The sequence below is a fragment of the Paraburkholderia dipogonis genome (assembly GCF_042680985.1).
Taxonomy (GTDB): Bacteria; Pseudomonadota; Gammaproteobacteria; order Burkholderiales; family Burkholderiaceae; genus Paraburkholderia; species Paraburkholderia phytofirmans.
Window position 1 is genome coordinate 50169 of sequence record NZ_JBHUFR010000002.1, and the last position, 17783, is coordinate 67951.

The following is a 17783-nucleotide window of genomic DNA, read 5'->3' on the forward strand; positions in this document are numbered from 1 at the left end:
ACACGATGGGAGGACCGCCATGCACGACAACACGCCGGTATTCGATACAGCGCTGACCCGTTTGCTCGGTTGTCGGCATCCCGTCATTTCAGCCGGCATGGGCGGCCCGGCGCGCGCCGAGTTGGCGGTCGCCGTTTCTGAAGCCGGCGGCTTCGGCCTGCTCGGCATGGTTGGAGAAGCGCCGGAGGTGATCGAGTGCGAAATCGCCGCCGTGCGCGCGACAACGAGCCGGCCGTTCGGCGTCAACCTCATTCCTTTCCGGACGGACCCCGCGCTGCTCGATGCGCAACTCGACGTGTGCCGCGCGGCGCAGGTGCCGGCCATGTGCTTCTTCTGGAACGTCATGCCGGACGTGGTGAAACGCGCTAAAGACGCCGGCGCGCTCGTCCTCTGGCAGGTCGGCTCGCTCGACGAGGCGCTCGCCGCGCAGCAGGCCGGCGTGGACGCAATCATCGCGCAAGGCGTGGAAGCCGGCGGCCATGTGCGCGGGCGCATCGGCATCATGGCGCTGCTGCCGGAACTCACGCAGCGTTTGCATGTGCCGGTGGTGGCCTCCGGCGGCTTCGCAACCGGTGGCGGACTGATTGCCGCGCTCGCGCTCGGCGCGGCGGGCATTCACTGCGGCACGCTATTCGTCGCGACGCATGAGTCTTTCGCGCACGACTATCACAAGCAACGGATCGTCGATGCCCGCGCGGGCGACACCGTGCATACCGACATCTACGCGATCAACTGGCCGCCGGGCTCGCCGGTGCGCGTGCTGGCGAACAGCGTGACGCGCGAGGCCGGCGACCATCTGTTCGGCAATCATCCGCACATGTTGCCGCGCGAAGAAATCGCGCACGACGACCAGGGGCCAATCTACAAATTCAGCACGATCTCCCCACTACGCGATACGGTGGGCGATATGGAAAAAATGGCGTTGTTCGCGGGGGAATCGTCGGCGCTGGTCGAGCGGTGCGCGCCGGTGGCGGAAGTTATCGCCCGGCTCATGAACGAGGCGGCGGACGCGGCGGCGCGGGTCCGCGCCGCAAGTGCGCACTGACAGTCAAGCATTGGGGAGGTGCGACGGGCCTCTTCGGGCCCGTTCGCATCGTCACCGCCTGCTCTCTCAGGTTCTGCTGCTTTTAATAGCTTTTAATAGCTTTTATTAGCGATGCCGGCCCGCATCGCTCTGGTTCTCCCCGCCTAAAATCCGGTTCTCGTATTTCTGTCCTCCGACAAACTCAAGCGGCCGTGCGCGGCTTCAGCGCCAACCGCGCCATCTGCGCCATCCGCGCTTCGCTTGCGAGTCTTTCGGAGAGTCTCGTCAGACGGTGGCGCTGGCTGGCAATCAGTTCGTAAGTCTCTTCCAGCGCCCTGATACGGTTTTCCCAATATTCGTGGTCGAGCGGATAAAGTCCGCCTGACGCGTCCCCACGCGTCAGGTACTCCACCACGTTCTCAAGATGTTGCAACTGGCTGTCCGCCAGACTTGCCGGACGCCGAGCGCCGCGTTGCGCGGTCGGTTGCATGTTCGTGCCGCTCATCGTCGATACCCCGTGAATTGCCTGCCGCAAAGCGTCAACCTCGCATCCTTGCAGCGCGCGTAACGGCTCGGCGCTGTTTCTGCGCGCAGTAGCGATTTCCCTCGACCGATGGCGGTTGACTGCCTGCCACGTCGTCGGCGAAAACGATCTGCATCTAATCACGCAACATTAATGCAGCTTTTTTGTTAGGCTTGACCGTCCGTCTCAATATTCGGAAGGCGGCGCGTGAGATAGCCGTATGCACGCCGCAGCCACGCCGAAACACATTTCTCGCTTGCAGCAACCGATTAATGAACCAGCGTACCTTGCCGCCCCATCAGCCCGCGGTCGCCGCGACCCCGTCGCGCTCCGCCATGTCGACGAGCCGTTTCAGCACGCACGGACTGGCGCCTGACGAACAATTTCTTGCCTGGCGCCGGCGCGTGGGGCATGTGGTCGACGCGCCGCCGTCGAAAGCGCAGATTGCCGGGGGTTTTCGCGGCGAAATCGATTTATACGCGGTCGACGGCATGATTTTTACCGACTGCCGCACCGATTCGATGCTGCTGGAGCGCTCGGTAGCCCGCGTATCCACCGACTCGCGCCGCGATTACGTGTTTCAACTGTTCGTGGAAGGGGAAGTCGGCCACGTCACCGGCATGCACAAAAAACGCAGCGCGCCGGGCTCGGTGCAAGGCATTGTCGCGTTCGATCTAAACCAGCCGTTTCGCGCCGAGCGCCCCGAATGCCGCCTTCTGAGCCTGTTCGTGCCGGCCGCGGTGGTCGACGAAGAGTTGCGCGACGGCGCGGCGATCCACGGCCGCATCGTCCCGCAAGGCTCGCCGTTGACCGGCGTCGTGCTGGATCACATGACGGCGCTCGCCCGCGACATTGCGCGGCTCGATCCGGCCAGCGCCATCCATGCCCTGCAGACAGGCACGCAGTTGCTGGTGGCCGCGTTTCGCAAGGAAGCGCGCCTGAGCGGCGCCGGCCGCGCCGCCCTGCAGGCCGCCGTCATGGGCCGGGTGCGCCGCTATATCGAGGCCAACCTGCACCAGGGCGAACTCACGCCGACCAGCGTGGTTCAGGCGCTGCAGTTGAAGCGCGCGACGATCTATCGATGGTTCGAGCACGAAGGCGGTCTAGGCGCCTATATCCGCAACCGCCGTTTGCGCGAGGCAGCGGACGAACTAGTCCGTTATCGGCATCTGCAGGTCGCGGAAATCGCATTTGGCCTCGGCTTTCAGAGCGCGTCCGATTTCACCCGTGCGTTTCGCCGCGCCTTCGACATGAGCCCGCAGGACATGCGCGCTCGCGCCTTCGATCTGCAGCAGTCGCGCAACGCGGCCTAGCGCTTCAGGCAGGCGATTGCAACGCGCTTGCAGCGCGCGCTTCCGCCTCTGGCTCCGCTTCCGGGAACACCTTCAGCGCGACCAGCGTAAGCGCGGTGGCGCCCATCAGATACCACGCCGGAATCATCGGATCGCCTGTCCGGTTGATGAGCCACGTCACGAGAAACGGCGAAAAGCCGCCGAACAGGACCACGCCGAAGCTGTAGATCACCGACAGTCCGGCCGCGCGCCGGTGAATTGGGAACGCTTCCATCATCAGCACGGAAGCGGCGCCGGCATTGTTCACCGCGAGCGCCACATAAGCCGTGATGATGACGAGCGCCGCGAGATCGCCGGCACCGTGAGTCAGCGCCCAGAAAGCGGGCCATGCCGCGGCCAGCGAGGCGAGAAGCGACGCGTACTGCAGCGTCTTGCGGCTCGCGAGCTGGTCGGCGGCGCGCGCGATCAGCGGCGTCACGAGCAGAATCACGACGCCCGAGAGGCACGCCGTCAACAGACTGATGGTCGGCGGCCGGTGCAAGGTACGCACCAGATAGGCCGGCATGTAGAACACGGTGACGTAGATGCTCACCGAAGGCGCCGCCATCATCAGAATGCCGCAGACGAGCGGGCGCGTATGCTCCGCGAACAACCGCCGCGGGCTGAGCCGGGCGCGCTCCCGCGGCGCGGCCGCCGGCATGCGGCGGCGCAGATACCAGCCGACCGGGCCGATCAATCCGCCGAGCACGAACGGAATCCGCCAGCCCCAGTCATGCATGGCGCCGGGCGATAGCAGCGCCGTGGTGGCTGCCCCGACCAGCGCGGCGGCGAAAGCGGCCGCGCCCTGACTGGCGCCGCGCCAGCTCACCATGAAACAGCGGTGCCGGTAGCCGGCCGATTCCATCAGCGAAGCCGACGCCGGGCCGATCTCGCCGCCCGCCGCCAGCCCTTGCATCAAGCGCGCGAGCACCATCAGCACGGTCGCCGCCGGACCGATCGACGCATAGCCCGGCAAGCAGGCGATCAGCCACGTGCCGAGCGTCATCAACGCAAGCGATACGGTGAGGCCGGCTTTACGGCCACGGCTGTCGGCAATGTGGCCGATCATGATCGCGCCGAGCGGGCGCATCACGAACCCCGCGCCGAAGGTGGCGAGCGACAGCAACAGCGACGACGCGGGGTTGTGCGACGGAAAGAAGAGATTGCCGATCACGACGGCCGAGAAGCTGTAGACAGTGAAGTCGTAAGCGACAAAACCATTGCCGATCACGATGGCGGCGACGATACGCCTGAGTTCGGCGCGGGACAGCGGGGCCGCATTGCCGGCAGCAGTGTGCATGAGTGGTTATCGACGAATTCGTCGAGGCATTCAGGAAGGTGATGGAAGAAACGCGGGCCTTTGCGCAGACTCACGCGCGCCAGCAAGCAGCAAGCATCTCGAAGCTCAAGCAGCCCGCAGCCGATGCGCGGCAATATTCAGCATGTCGGCGATAGCGGTCAGTTGCATGCCGACGCCCTGCTTCGCCGGCAATTCGATGATGGCCAACGCCCGCTGGAGATTCCCGCCATGATGCACGCTCAATTCGATTTCGACGCCGAATGAGAACACGATTCCATATTGGAATTCAAGAGCGCCCTCGTTTGGCGCCAATGAAAATCCGCTGACCTCGATATTGTGAAACGACGAGGGAAGGCCCGCGCGCGCCGAGCCTTTGTCGATGCCTCTGAATGCTCCGCTTCACGCATTCGCCCGGCGGAATACGTCTTTCGCGTTCCTGGCGCCGCGTCAGGCTGCCTGGGGACAACACGGCTACCAGGTCGCTCCCAGGGCAACAGCGCCTAATGCAGTCACCAAGGCAGGCAGCGTCACGACGACACCCAGCTTGAGAAAAGACCACGCAGTCACCTCGATACCGTCCCGGCGCAAGGCCGTCAGCCAGAGAATGGTGGCGAGTGAACCCGTGACCGAGAAGTTGGGACCAAGGTCCACGCCTATCAGCACCGCACTCGCGACAGGCGTGGGTGCATGAGCGGCCGTGAGCGCCGAGCCGGCTATCAGGCCGGCCGGCAGGTTATTGATGAGATTGCAGGCGACAGCCATGACGGCACCGGAAATCCAGCCCGCGTGAGTGGGCATGGTTGTCGAAGCGGTCCTGACGACAGCGGCCAGATTTGCTATCACGCCTGTGCGCTGAAGACCCTCGACCAGCACGAAAAGTCCGGCGACCAGCGGAAGGACCGCCCAGGAAATCTCGCCGAGATGCGCACCGAGAAATTTCCCCTTAAGGATGCAGATGGCGAAAAAGAGAACCAGGCCCGCGCAGAAAGTCGGCAGGCCAAGGGATACATCAAGCGCCGACGCGCCCAGCATCACGATGGCCATCACAGCGATGCCGAGGCCCGTCGCTTTGCCGGCGGCCGACAGCCTGGGAACCTCGACCTCGGACTCGATCTGCTGCGTGAGTTCCTGCCGCTGCATGAACCGCAGCGCCAGATAGGTGGCGACAATACTCAACACGGACGGTACGGCGAAACGACCGAGCCAGTTCAGCAGTGTTGGCATACGGTCCTGAAAGATGACCAGATTCGCAGGGTTTGAGATGGGCAAGACGAAACTCGCGGCGTTCGCAATGAAGGCGCAAATGTAGAGATACGGCAGAGGCTTCTCTGCCTTGACGAAGTGGGCAACCGCGAGCACCGCGGGTGTCAGCACGACTGCGGTCGCGTCGTTGGACATGAAGACGGTCACGATCGTACCGACGCAGTACATCAGAAAGAACAGCTTCTTCGCCGAGCCTGCAGCGCGTTTCGCAGCAAGTGCAGCCAGGTAGTCGAACAGCCCCTCCTTGCGGGCCAGCTCGGAGGCCACCATCATGCCGGTCAGAAACAGGTAGACGTCGAGGCCCTTGCCGACCGCCGCAAGTGCGTCGGACCATGACAACATCCCGAGCGCGCATAGGGCAAGCGCCCCGAGCACCGCCCACACTGCTTCAGGAAACCTGAATGGCCGGGTGATGACGCCGAGCGTCGAGAGCGCGGCGATAGCCCAGACAGACACAGGGGAACTCAGCAATGCATTCATTTTTAGTCAGTTCGATGTTGGAATGAAATCTCGGCGCTGCCCGCCAGGCACCGCCTTACCCTCTTCGTCCGGTCGCGTTTCCGGCATGAACACCACGAAGAATATGAGCGCCAGCGCGCTGATGGCAGCCAGGGTCAGAAATCCTGCCGTAAAACCAAATTTCTCGACGACATATCCCCCGGTGACGTTACTGAGCGCAGCGCCGATTCCCACCGCAAGCGCCATGAGGCCCTGCGCGAGATTGAACCTTCCGGTGCCGCGCATCAGGTCAGACGCCATGACGACCCCGATAACACCAAAAATGCCGGCAGCGACCCCGTCGAGCAACTGAATCGCGACCACGGCATAGGGACTGCTCGTCATCGAGAACAGCACACCCCGGACCGGCAGCACAGCCAGTGCGACCAGGAAAATCTTCTTGCGCCCAACCCCTTTGTGCAGGGCATGGCCCACGGTGGCGGCAACCGCGACCATCACGAGTTGTGCAGCGATAACGCAGGCGCTTAGCGCGATGACGTCCATTCCTGGATGGACCTTTGCAATGACCTGGCCTGCGAGCGGCAGCATCGCGGCATTGCCAAAGTGAAACAGGACGACCGAGATGATGAATACCTTGAGGTCGCGCTTTTTCCAGAGCGCCGAAAATGTCATGGGGCTAGTGCGCCCCTTCGTCTCCGACGGCTTCTCAGCGCCACGGGCTAGCTCGTGATCGATTTCCTTCGGCTTGATCAGCAGAACCACGAGCGCGCTTGCCACTGCAAATCCGCAGATAAGATAGAACAGCCAGATAACCCCGACGTACTGTCCCAGAGCGCCCGCCAGAACAGCTGCCGTGAAATTTCCTGCGTGATTGAACCCTTCGTTGCGGCTTATCCGGGCGGGCAGCAACCGGTGTCCCACCACGCCGAGGCTCAACGCCGCGAGACAAGGTGGAATGATGGCCGAGGCTGCGCCGAGCGTAATTTGCGCGGCGAGCACGGTCGGCAGTTTCGGGAAGAAGGCAATCAGAAGACATCCCGCGCCGACCAGCAGACCTGAAATTGCAATAAGCAGGCGCTTGACTCGAACCGCATCCACCAGCAATCCCGCCGGAATCTGGCAGATAGCCGCTGCAACACCGCTGGCCGCCATGACCAGACCGATGTTGCCCGAGCCCCAGTGTTGGGTGCCTTTCAGATAGACGGACAGGAACGGGCCGAGGCCGTCCCGCACGTCGGCCATCAGGAAATTCAACCCGTCGAGCCCGCGCAGGCTCCGTGAAGATGGGGACTTCGGCGCTTCGTCGTCAGCCGGCGGCTGCTCTGACCGCGGGCTCACCACTTTCTCCCGTTACGGTTCGGTCCGAGTTGCGTGCCCATGAGGTGTTTCTCTTCCCACGCGCCGATCGTGTCGCGATCGCTTCCATCCGCGTGCCGCTCCCGGCCTTCGTCGAATGTCGAGGTGGCTTCGATGCTGTCGAAGCCGGTTGACCCGGCATGGTCCGTCGCACGTACAACAATCGGACATGCTCCGTCGGGGATTGCACAATTGAGCGTCCAGAGCCGCTCGGATGCGGCGAACACCATGGACTGCCATTCGCCGTCGCCGATCCGGCAGTCCACGCGTGTTATGCCTTTCGCGCTCCACGCTTTCACTCTGATGGAGGCTTGACCGGAGGGCACCTGATTGAGCAGATACGGTCGCGTAACCAGTCGCCTGTCCGCCGGCGAGGTAATCATCGCTACCGGCCATGCTTCATCGAGAGGTTTGAAACGCCAGCTCACCACACCACTATCCACCGCCAGAAGAGAGAAGCCCGCCGCCCCCTCCTCTATCTGACCGGTTGAGCGTGTCGATGCATAGATGGTCCTGCCGTCGTTCGCGAGTTCGTTGTAGTGGGTATGCCCCATGTCGACGGCCGCGACGCGGAACCCCCGGAGCAAACGATGGAACGCAACGGCTTCTTCAGCGTCCGCAAGGTCTGCCGGATAACCATGGGCGAAAACCACCGTTTCTTTACCTGCTGCAGCGGCATTTTGAAGCTCTGCCTTTAGCCAATCCATTTGAGCCTGCCCTAGTCTGAAATCCGTACCACCCGTTCCGGCAGAGACGTAGTCCAGAAAGAAGCAGCGATAGTCTCTAACCGAGATGGCTTTCGGAAGATGTTCAGCGCGAAGCACAGTGTGAAATGCGTCCAGATCTCGAGACTTGAAGTCGTGGTCACCGGGGATGATGTGAACCGGGAGTTCGAGATCGTCAAGCTCGGCGCGAAGAATCTGGTACTGCGCAGGCGTACCGTCGTCGGCATTGTCGCCGGGTAGCACGGCAAAGTCGATTTGCCCCGCGAGATGCGCATTCGCCTGCCCGATGATGTCGCGTAGCGCGAGATGGTTGGGCAGTTCGGCCTCAGTCAGATGGAGGTCGCCGATATGCATCCATACAAGCGGCTCGCCGCAGTGCGAAAGCCTCGATGGCGGAAACGTGTTTTGCCTTTGTACCATTTCGCATTCTTCTTCAATGAAAGTGGCTGGATAAGGTTCGGCTCGTGTAACTACTCCGCCTTCGCCGGGAGATCCTGCGCATCGACCAGTTCGGCGATGTCGTCGACGTCGATGGTTTTGCCGTGCCGGTTTTTCACGCCATGGCCCCAGACCTGGATGTGGGCACCGGGTTCGAGGTAACTGGACAGACTCTCCGCGGCATGAGGAGGCATGCGAATCGAGGTTCCATCGGTGAACACGGCGCCGCGCAGTTCGCCCTTGGGCCCATACAGTGAGAGCTCCACTTCGCCCGTGGCCTCCATTGCGCGCTTGTCGGCATGAGGCTTCTCATGCCTCTCACCATGGTGATGCGGACCTTCGTCGAGAATCACGACACCGGTTGCCGATGTCAGCTGCACGGCTGCGACGATATCGGCAGCACGTGGTTTGACGCCTCTCACGCGAACCTTGTCGCCAACGCTGACATGTTTCGCGACCTGTCTGGAAAGATGCGGCGGGAAATGCACCTGTTTGTCGTTGTCGAGAATCAAACCGTCCAGTTCTCCGTGGGGATTCAGAAGGAAGCGGGTAACGGTGCCGCGCGTTTCCTGCAAGCACGCCGGGTCGATCCAATGCATGGTGTCACTCCAGTAAGAAAGAAAAAGTTAGTTGGGCATATCGTTGTACAACTGCGTGACATTGCCTGGCGTGCCGAATGCTGTTGCCTGCAGTGCCTCGCCGAATTGATTGCGCGTTCCGTATCCGCTGGCGGCCACCACTGCATCCGGCCGCATCAGGTTGGCAAACTGCTGTGCTTGCGGCGGCGGCATCTTGATGACCGTTCCATTGCTGAGCATCACGCCATCGGGCTCTCCGCCCGGTGCCGTCGTGACACGCGCCACCGTGCCCTTGACACTGAGTTTGACGAGACCGGCTCCGCGCAAGGCCGGCGGAAGACGCATTGTGTTGACTGGCGGGGGTTGGTCGACGACCTGCTGGGACGTTCGTTGATTGGTGATTTGCTGCGCGGTGACGTTGCCCGCGCCGCCACGAAACCCTGCGATTTGCACCGGGTCGCCAGCATGGACAACGCTGACCAGTTGGGCGCTCATATGCGGCGGAAAGTGGACCAGCGAACCGTCACCCAGAAGGAAGCCGTCGACATCGCCTTCCGGGTTGATGACGAAGCGGCTCACCGTCCCGGTTGCGACAACCGGCTGCTGCTGCATCGCCAACGGGGCGGGCGGCGGCGGAGGCGGCGGGGCCACGGCCTGCATCGCGCCAGCGGGTGCACCGGCGAGCGGTGGAGGAACAGGCGTGCCGGGGCCCTGAAGAGGCGGGGTTTGCGCGGCGCACGCGAGTGTGACAAGGCACAGTGCCAGGGCTGCAGCGCGGGCAACCTTTGTGGTTGGAGCGGTACGGCTCGCCAGCGAGTGCTGGCCGCCCGTCGGGTTGAAATGATCTGAGGCCATGATGCTCTCCGTTAAACGACACGGAGCTAATTGCAAGGCCTATGCCATAACGAATGTCCCTTCTCCGCAGGGCTTTGCGGGCGATTGAGCCAGACCAGTGTCAGGCAACCCGACAGAGCGCGTCGGATTGCTTTACACCTTATTCGAGCTTGAGCGCCGCCAGCTTCGCGTAAAGCGTCTGGCGGCTAATGCCCAACCGGCGCGCCGCGTCGGCGCGGTTGTTGTCAGCGAGTCTCAGCGCGTGGCTAATCATCGCCCGCTCGACTGCTTCCACGGCGCCCGGCAATGACATGTCGAAGAAGCTTGCGTTCAGGAGCGGCTGGCCGCCGTTCGGTTTCGCGTTCAGAAACCCGAGGTCCTCTGCCGTAATGGAAGGTCCCGGAGCCAGTGCGCTCGCGCGCTCGATTGCGTTTCTGAGTTCACGGACATTTCCCGGCCATGCGTAACCGAGCAGCAGGCGTTGCGCCGGCGAGGACAGCCGCATGCCGCGAGACCGGCGAATGGCGGCTTCGGCGAGAAAGTGTTCGGCGAGCGGAAGAACGTCGGCCAGTCGCTCGCGCAGAGGCGGTAATTCGATGGGGATAATGTTGAGCCGGTAAAGCAGGTCCTCACGGAACTCGCCTGCTTCGACCATCGCCTTCAGGTCGCGATGGGTTGCCGCGACGAGCCTGATATCGACAGGAATCACGCGACTCGCGCCTAGCGGAGTAATTTGCCGTTCCTGGATGACCCTCAACAACTTGGCCTGCATCGGCAGCGGCATGTCGCCGACCTCGTCGAGCAGCAGCGTGCCGCCGTCGGCAGCGGCGAAACATCCGGCGCGGTCTGCCGAGGCCCCTGTGAAGGCGCCTTTAACATGCCCGAACAGTTCGCTCTCGAGCAGCTCAGATGGAATGGCAGCGCAGTTCACCGCGACGAACGGCTTATCCCGGCGCTTCGACGCATCGTGAAGCACGTGTGCCGCCACCTCTTTTCCTGTACCCGTTTCGCCGCTCAAGAGGACCGTTGCATCGGATGATGCCGCGCGCCCGATCTGCTTCTGCACCTCACGCAACGTTTCGCTGACACCCAGCAACCGGGGCTTGGTACTCGCCGGCTCGACGGTGAACCGAGGCAGCGGCTCGTCGGACGTCGCGCCTGCCGCTGTCGAGGAGACGATACGCTCGAGCAACGACTGTATCGCCTGTCTTCCGACCGGCTTCGTCAGATGGTCGAAGGCCCCTAACGTCATCGCGCCTATCGTGTTGTCGCTCGATGCAAAGCCGGTCAGCATGACAACCGGCAGCATCGGCCCGTGGACGGTTGTCTGCAATGCTTCGAGTACAGCGAGCCCGTCCATGCCGGGCAAGCGGAAGTCGAGAAACATGCAGGTGAATGGAACGGCGGCATTCGTCAGGATTCCCAGCGCCTGTTCGCCGGAGCTCGCCTCATCGACCGAGTGCCCAAGGTCGACCAGCGTTTCGACGAGCCCCTCACGAAAGCCATCGTCATCGTCGACTACGAGTATGTGTGCCATGGAATCTCAATGACAAAACAAGCGCCGCTGTCAGTGTCGGCCACGTGCGCGCGGCCACCATGCGCCGCCGCGACTTCGCGGACAACGGCTAGGCCCAGCCCCGAGCCATCTGGCCGTCCGGTGACGAACGGCTCGAAAATACGTTCGCGGTCGGCGACCGGTATCCCGGGTCCATTATCCACGACAGCAATACGCAACATGTCGCCGGTGCCGGTGCTGCTGCCGACGTGCTGTGCGCGCACCGCGACTGCGCCCCCGGGCGGGGCATGCCTGATTGCATTGAGTATGAGATTGTCGAGCGCCCTTGCCATCTGTATCGGGTCGAACCTCGCCGCTTGGCCGTCGACCGCCGGTTGCGCCGGCTTCAGATGGTCGACATCGACTGTCAGATTGACAGCCTTCTGCGCCGCCCGTTCCTGATGCGTACCCGCGCTCGCCGCGACCCATTGCGCCACATCAACTGTATTCATGACGAGTGTCACGGGCTGCGTCAACGCGAGCAGACTCGTTACCTGCGTCTCGATACGTTCCACCTGGCCGAGAGCCGACTTGAGCGATTGATTCGGCGCGTCGCCGTCATGCGCGAGAACATTCTCCAGTTTCAACCTGACGGCCCCCAATGGATTTCGGATTTCATGTGCTACCTGTGCAGCGAGCTTGCCAAGCGAGGCGAAGCGCTCGGCTTGCAGTAATTTCTCGCTTAAAGCGGCGGCCCGTGCTTGCGAAGCCTTGGACCGCGCGGCAAAGGCGTTCACGGCGTTGATGATTTTGTCGAGGTCGGCTTCCCCGACCAGTGGAAGCTCGGTCAGGGAGTCCGCCGTTTCTGGCGATAGGCCCCGCTCGAGTGCCGACAGGTTTTTCCTCCACCGTCGCAGCGCCATGCCAAGAATCAGGGCGATGACCAGAATACCCGTCAGGATGACGGCGAGAGACAGCACGAGGAGATGGCCATATTGCCCAAGGGGAGCTTGGGCCCTGGTGAGCGTCCATGCATAAAGCGTTGTACTTCCGGCGACAGGGCAGGCAGCGGCAACCGTAGCGCCGTCTCCGCCGGGCACCGAGTCATAAACCGAAGCGCGTCCGGACACTGCGAGGCGCAGCGTGCGGAGTATCAGGGGCGTCTCTGCCTGAGGAATGTCCCGTTTGACACCGCTACCTTCATACGTCGGGAATGAATACGCGAGAAATCCATCAGGCGCCCTCGGCGGGGCGGCGCTGCCGGCCGGACCGGGCATAGGACGAGGCGCTGGAGCGCGGTTGCTCGGCGTGTCGTCACTGCTTCCCCAGAAGCCACCTTCGATTTTCGGTGTCTGGATCAGGACCGTATCGAGGACCGCATGCATCAGGTCGGTGGCAGGCGGGTCGGTGGCAAGCTGCCTGGAAAGCGCATAGCGTGCAGCCACGTGTTGGCACGCGGCGATGGACTGTTGGCTGGCGGTGGAAATCTGCCGGCTCTGGTCTGTCTGGAATAGCAGCCAGATAATTCCAGCGAGCAGCATGCAGACGACTGCAACAAGCGCCCACAGCAAAGCCAGCTGCGTTGCGAAGGAGATTCGCTTCATTGTCGTGACAGTCCGCAGCGTAAAGTCGAAGTGGTCCAGAAAGTTGCGCGAGGTGGTTTCGGCGATCGAAACACATTATCCGGATGGGCGATGAGTGTAATGCAGCACTCCGAGAACGCATGCGGCCAGCACGATAGTTTTTGAATTCATCCGGAGTTCTCCTCGCGACCCAACGCGCGACCCAACAAAAAGCACGTTTTGTTCCACTCGTAGTTCACCGCCGGCTAGCGATCAGGTCGTGGTGAACCTCGCTGTTTGGCCGTACCCGCCGATATGAACACCGAGCCACCTTGCAGTCGGGCACGACGCTTGCTGCAGCAGCTTTTTTAGCGGCCGGATTACGCCGGCCCTCCACAGACTCGGCTCGGGGCACATAACAATGAACCATCGATACATCGAAGGCGAACTTTTACATCTCGAACAGGTGTTCCCTTACATTGCGAAAGGCCCCCTTCCCGTTTCCTACTGGTTCGCCCGACTTGAGGTGCTTAAGTTACTCCCCGCGATGCGCGATCAGCGTCGAAGATTGGCGGTGCTGCAAGCCCGGTTGGACACCATTGCAAGATTTCCTACAGCTGCATAAGCACTCGAGTCGCACGGCATTCTCTCGCGATGGGATCGCCGGAAGATTCCCGGCCGAAGTGCGAGTGGCTCACCCAACAAAGTAAGCACCAAAAAATGCGGCGCATTCGGTCGGCTATGCTAACCTCCGGCGACTAGCTCAACTTCATTTCAAAATGATGAATAGCTTCGATCTGGTTATCGAAACATACCTGTCCAACGTACACCTAGGCTTTTTCGCGACCCGATCCATTGAACGTATCACCGACCTCTACACGTTCAAAGGTCTTGTACTCGTTCCCGTGCTTTGGTGGATGTGGTTTCAGCAGGACGAGCGCAGCGAATGGCGGCGAGAAATGGTTCTCGCGACTCTTCTCAGTGGCCTCGTGGCGCTCCTGGTCGGAAGACTGCTGACTCACTTGCTGCCGTTCAGGGTGCGCCCCGTCTATAGCGCCGAACTGCATCTGCACTTTGCGGGTAACGATATCAAGGACGCACTGCTGACAAATTGGAGCTCCTTCCCAAGCGATCACGCGATGCTATGGATGGCGGTCGCCACCGGCATCTTTCTCGTGTGGCGTAGCATCGGCGTGCTGGCGATTCTCTATACCGTACTGGTTATTTGCATACCGCGCGCCTATCTCGGCTTTCACTACCCAACCGATTTGCTGGTGGGCGCCGCCGTGGGAATCGGAATTACCTATGTCATGACTCGAGATGCCATCCGCGTACGTTACGCAACGCCGGCGCTGCGATGGATCGATCGCTACCCGGGGCCGTCAGCGATGCTGGCCTTTCTTCTGTGCCTCGAACTCGTTACGCAGTTCGACGAACTGCGCACGCTGGCGAGCAGTGTGCTCAAAAATTTATGAGCCACGCGTGGCGGCGCAAAGCGTGTCGGTGATGGCGCAGCCCGAGCGAGTGATTTTGTCGAAGCCAGGTTGCTCGCAGTGGGCGGTGCCATTTCGCGCAGATGCTCCGGCGCCGCGCACATTCAAGCAAGATGGCCCGGCATCGCACAAGATGAAAGGCAGGCAAGATTGGAGACACTCGACGTGACGCAACCCGACGCCTCTTCTTTTTCCACCTCGCTGGATGACGGCCTCAGCGGCGCTACGCGAGTGGTTTTCATCGTCGGCGATCCAATTGCGCAGGTCCGCTCGCCGTCCGGCGTGACCGCGGCTTTGCGCGCAGCCGGACGCGATGCGCTGGTGGTCCCCGCGCACGTGGCGCCCGCCGATCTGCCCGCGTTCTTTGCAGGCGTGACGCCCATGCGCAATGTCGACGGCGTAATCATCACCGTGCCCCACAAGTTCAGCGCCATCAAGTATTGCAGCTCGCTCACCGAGCAGGCGAGCTTTCTCGGCGCGGTCAACACCTTGCGTCGCATGGCGGACGGCAGCTGGCACGGTGGCATGTTCGACGGCACCGGTTTCGTCGCGGCGCTCGTCGATGCAGGTTGCGATCTGCGCGGCAAACGTGCGCTGCTGGTCGGCGCGGGCGGCGCCGGTTCCGCGATCGGACATGCGCTGGTGCAAGGCGGCGTGGCGTCGCTCGACGTGCGCGATAACGATGCCGAACGCACGGCGTCGCTGATCGGCAGCCTGAATGCGCTCGGACAAGGTGAAGTGCGCGGCGCGGCTGCTTCCGTGGACGCCAGTGCTTACGACGTCGTCGTCAATGCATCACCGCTCGGCATGCGTGCGGGCGACCCGCTGCCTATCGACGTATCGCGTTTACCGGCCACGACGTTCGTCGGCGATGTGGTGACGAAACCGCCGCTCACGCCGTTGATCGAAGCCGCCCGCGTACGCGGATGCCCGACGGTGACGGGCACGCAAATGTTCGGCCGCGTGTGCGACCGAATGGTGGCGTTCCTGCTGGACGCCGAGCGGTAAGTGAAGCGTGGGACGCGAGAGCGTCCACGGCTCGCGCTGCTACACTTGCGCGACGCCAACCGACGCCAGCCCGTAGAAGACACGTGCCCCGCAATTCGACGCGGCGGGTCTTCTCCCGACTCACACTCCAACCATGCTTCGATTCGAAAACCTCAGCAAGCGCTACGGCGAACGCCTCATCTTTCAGGCACTGCATTACGACACGGCATCAGGATGCGTCGCGCTGAACGACGAATCCGGCAGCGGCAAGTCGACGTTGCTCGGCATCCTCGCGGGCACGATCGAGCCCGATACCGGCGAGGTGTGGCTCGGCGGCCATTCGCTGCGCACTGCGCCGCTGGTCGCGCAATCCTTGCTCACGTACGTCCCCGAAGACTGCATGCCTTATTCCGATCAGACCGGTCGCGAGTATCTGAACACGGTGGCATCGGCGAGAAACACCGCAGTCACCGCCGACACGCTGGCGCTCGCGGACCGCTTCGGCCTCACGCCGCATCTCGACAAACGTTTCGAGCAGATGTCGTTCGGTACGCGCAAGAAGTTTTTTCTGACGTCGGCCGTGCTCGGTGACACTCAGGTGCTGATCGCGGATGAACCCGTTGGCGGCCTCGACGCCGCCGCACGCGCCGTGCTGGTCGATCTGTTCAAGACGCTGGCGCAAACACGCACGGTGTTTTTCTCGAGCTACGACGAGGTCTTTACGAATGCGTGCGAGGCGCGCAGCGTCAACTTCGCCGACTTGGGAAAGCGCGAGTGAAACCGGCAAGCCGCCGTTCACTCGCGCACGCGAGCGGCGCTTAAACCGCCACGCAAATCTTCCCGAAGTGAGCGCCGGATTCCTCGTGCGCGAACGCGTCGGCGAGTTTCGCCAGTTCGAACGTGCTGTCGATCACCGGCTTGATACCGGTCACTTCAAGTGCACGGATCATCTCACGCTGATCCTGACGGCTGCCGACGATCAAGCCTTGCAAGCGCTGCTGCCTCGCCATTAGCGCCGCGGTCGGCACGGGCCCTGCCCGTCCGGTCAACACGCCGATCAGCGCGATATGACCGCCGATCCGGCCTGCGATGATCGACTGCGGCAAAGTCCCCGGCCCGCCCACTTCGATCACATGATCGACACCGCGCCCGCCGGTCAACGAGCGGACCTGCTTGCCCCATTCCGGATTCTCGCGATAGTTGATCGTATGGTCGGCTCCGAGTTCGCGAAGCCTGGCGAGCTTCGCGTCCGATGAAGATGTCGCGATCACCGAAGCACCCATCGCTTTAGCGATCTGCAAGGCGAAAATAGACACGCCGCCGGTGCCGAGCACGAGCACCGTATTGCCGGCCTTCAGCTGGCCGTCCACGACGAGCGCGCGCCATGCGGTCAGCCCGGCTGTAGTCAGCGTTGCGGACTCGGCATGGCTATAGCCGCGCGGCGCATGCGTGAAGTAGTGGCTCGGCAGCACGACCGCTTCGCGTGCGTAGCCGTCGACACCGTCGCCGGGCGTGGTCGTGAAATCGGCGATGACGGGCGGCCCGTTTTCCCAGAACGGGAAGAAGCACGACACCACGTGATCGCCCACTTTGAATTCCGACACGCCCGCGCCGACCGCCTCCACGACACCCGCCCCGTCCGCCATCGGAATCCGCCCGGGTTCGGCAGGCAGATTGCCGCTCACGACGCCATAGTCGTGAAAGTTCAAGGAGTTCGCGTGAATGCGCACGCGAATCTGGCCCGCCGCGGGCTGACCGGGATCGGCAATGTCGACGACCTGGAGATTGGCGACGGTGGCGGGCGAACCGATTTTGACGGCTTTCATTTTTTCGTTCCTCTGTGAGTTGCGCCGGCGCGTGACGCGCCGCGGCGAAATGCTCGCAAGAGAATACCGCAAGCCTGCTCAGCGCGTGGTCGTCGCGCGCGCGGGCCGATGTAGGCGAAATGCTCGCTGAAAGCGCCTTGTCACTTGGGGAAGTCCCTTGGCGACGCCCGGGAATGACGCGGGCCGTCGCGAGGGTCATGCATTCACTTGACGGTCTGAATGACTTCGAAGCCTTCGAATTCCGGATGCCCGAGATAGAGCACGCGATTGTCACCGCCTGCGTTGCGATGTGCGGCGCGAAAGGCGTCGGACTTCGTCCACGCCTCGAAGGACGCGTAGTCCTTCCAGATCGTATGGCTGGAATAGAGAACGTGATCGTCCTTCTGCGGACCCTTCAGCAGATGAAATTCCACGAAGCCCGGCACCTCTTTCAAATGCGTATCGCGCGTGCTCCACAGATGTTCGAAAGCAGCTTCGGATCCGGGCGTCACTTTGAAACGGTTCATGGCAATGTACATGCTGAAGGTCTCTTCGCAGTCACGATGTATCTGGCGGATTGCCGGACTCGAACGACTCGTTCCGGCCAACC

General features: G+C 62.4%; 17 protein-coding genes. 5 read left to right on the forward strand and 12 right to left on the reverse strand.

All coding sequences use genetic code 11. The annotated features are described in order from the left end of the window. Positions 1-19: 19 nt before the first annotated feature. Positions 20-1045, forward strand: a complete 1026-nt coding sequence (locus tag ACFSNN_RS02295; protein WP_134463315.1) for an NAD(P)H-dependent flavin oxidoreductase — start codon at positions 20-22, stop codon at positions 1043-1045. A 181-nt stretch (positions 1046-1226) separates the two neighbouring features. Here ACFSNN_RS02295 and ACFSNN_RS02300 read toward each other — a convergent pair whose 3' ends face one another. After that, positions 1227-1529 carry a hypothetical protein gene (locus ACFSNN_RS02300; protein ID WP_208949576.1) on the reverse strand — a complete coding sequence of 101 codons (303 nt, stop codon included), beginning with the start codon at positions 1527-1529 and terminating at the stop codon, positions 1227-1229. A 290-nt stretch (positions 1530-1819) separates the two neighbouring features. Between ACFSNN_RS02300 and ACFSNN_RS02305 the strand changes: the two genes are divergently transcribed. Continuing rightward, positions 1820-2860, forward strand: a complete 1041-nt coding sequence (locus ACFSNN_RS02305; protein ID WP_134463313.1) for a helix-turn-helix transcriptional regulator — start codon at positions 1820-1822, stop codon at positions 2858-2860. Positions 2861-2864: 4 nt separating this feature from the next. Here the strand turns inward: ACFSNN_RS02305 and ACFSNN_RS02310 are convergent, their stop codons facing one another. From ACFSNN_RS02310 to ACFSNN_RS02350, 9 genes are all read right to left on the reverse strand, one after another. Beyond that, positions 2865-4178, reverse strand: a complete 1314-nt coding sequence (locus ACFSNN_RS02310; RefSeq protein ID WP_134463311.1) for an MFS transporter — start codon at positions 4176-4178, stop codon at positions 2865-2867. A 105-nt stretch (positions 4179-4283) separates the two neighbouring features. Then, positions 4284-4448, reverse strand: coding sequence for a hypothetical protein (locus ACFSNN_RS02315; RefSeq protein WP_166799307.1), 165 nt, complete (start codon positions 4446-4448; stop codon positions 4284-4286). A 201-nt stretch (positions 4449-4649) separates the two neighbouring features. Then, complete coding sequence (locus tag ACFSNN_RS02320) at positions 4650-5921, reverse strand: arsenic transporter (RefSeq protein ID WP_134463309.1); 1272 nt, start codon at positions 5919-5921, stop codon at positions 4650-4652. A gap of 6 nt (positions 5922-5927) precedes the next feature. Further along, a complete protein-coding gene (locus ACFSNN_RS02325) occupies positions 5928-7238 on the reverse strand; it encodes an MFS transporter (protein WP_134463307.1) in 1311 nt (436 codons plus the stop codon). Next, positions 7235-8335 (reverse strand): metallophosphoesterase, encoded by a 1101-nt coding sequence (locus ACFSNN_RS02330; RefSeq protein ID WP_208949575.1) that lies wholly within the window; start codon positions 8333-8335, stop codon positions 7235-7237. The genes ACFSNN_RS02325 and ACFSNN_RS02330 overlap by 4 nt, the downstream gene beginning before the upstream one ends. Before the next feature lie 116 nt (positions 8336-8451). Further along, on the reverse strand, positions 8452-9018 hold the full coding sequence (locus tag ACFSNN_RS02335; protein WP_134463303.1) for a hypothetical protein: 567 nt from the start codon (positions 9016-9018) through the stop codon (positions 8452-8454). Positions 9019-9045: 27 nt separating this feature from the next. After that, positions 9046-9609, reverse strand: coding sequence for a hypothetical protein (locus ACFSNN_RS02340; RefSeq protein WP_134463301.1), 564 nt, complete (start codon positions 9607-9609; stop codon positions 9046-9048). Positions 9610-9991: 382 nt separating this feature from the next. Continuing rightward, positions 9992-11368: a sigma-54-dependent transcriptional regulator gene (locus tag ACFSNN_RS02345; protein WP_134463299.1), complete on the reverse strand. Its 1377-nt coding sequence runs from the start codon at positions 11366-11368 to the stop codon at positions 9992-9994. Further along, the gene (locus ACFSNN_RS02350; RefSeq protein ID WP_134463297.1) at positions 11350-12930 is read right to left on the reverse strand and encodes a sensor histidine kinase; all 1581 of its coding nucleotides are present in this window, start codon (positions 12928-12930) and stop codon (positions 11350-11352) included. The genes ACFSNN_RS02345 and ACFSNN_RS02350 overlap by 19 nt, the downstream gene beginning before the upstream one ends. A gap of 740 nt (positions 12931-13670) precedes the next feature. Here ACFSNN_RS02350 and ACFSNN_RS02355 point away from each other — a divergent pair. The 3 genes from ACFSNN_RS02355 (at position 13671) to ACFSNN_RS02365 (ending at position 16146) form a co-directional block, all read left to right on the forward strand. Next, positions 13671-14363, forward strand: coding sequence for a phosphatase PAP2 family protein (locus ACFSNN_RS02355; RefSeq protein WP_134465580.1), 693 nt, complete (start codon positions 13671-13673; stop codon positions 14361-14363). A gap of 183 nt (positions 14364-14546) precedes the next feature. Further along, positions 14547-15389 carry a shikimate dehydrogenase family protein gene (locus ACFSNN_RS02360; RefSeq protein WP_134463295.1) on the forward strand — a complete coding sequence of 281 codons (843 nt, stop codon included), beginning with the start codon at positions 14547-14549 and terminating at the stop codon, positions 15387-15389. 133 nt (positions 15390-15522) lie between these two features. Continuing rightward, the gene (locus ACFSNN_RS02365; RefSeq protein WP_134463293.1) at positions 15523-16146 is read left to right on the forward strand and encodes an ABC transporter ATP-binding protein; all 624 of its coding nucleotides are present in this window, start codon (positions 15523-15525) and stop codon (positions 16144-16146) included. Positions 16147-16186: 40 nt separating this feature from the next. On the opposite strand, the gene ACFSNN_RS02370 is transcribed toward ACFSNN_RS02365, so the two are convergent. Then, positions 16187-17194 (reverse strand): zinc-dependent alcohol dehydrogenase family protein, encoded by a 1008-nt coding sequence (locus tag ACFSNN_RS02370; protein ID WP_134463291.1) that lies wholly within the window; start codon positions 17192-17194, stop codon positions 16187-16189. A 203-nt stretch (positions 17195-17397) separates the two neighbouring features. After that, positions 17398-17712 carry an antibiotic biosynthesis monooxygenase family protein gene (hmuQ, locus tag ACFSNN_RS02375; RefSeq protein WP_134463289.1) on the reverse strand — a complete coding sequence of 105 codons (315 nt, stop codon included), beginning with the start codon at positions 17710-17712 and terminating at the stop codon, positions 17398-17400. Positions 17713-17783: the final 71 nt, after the last annotated feature.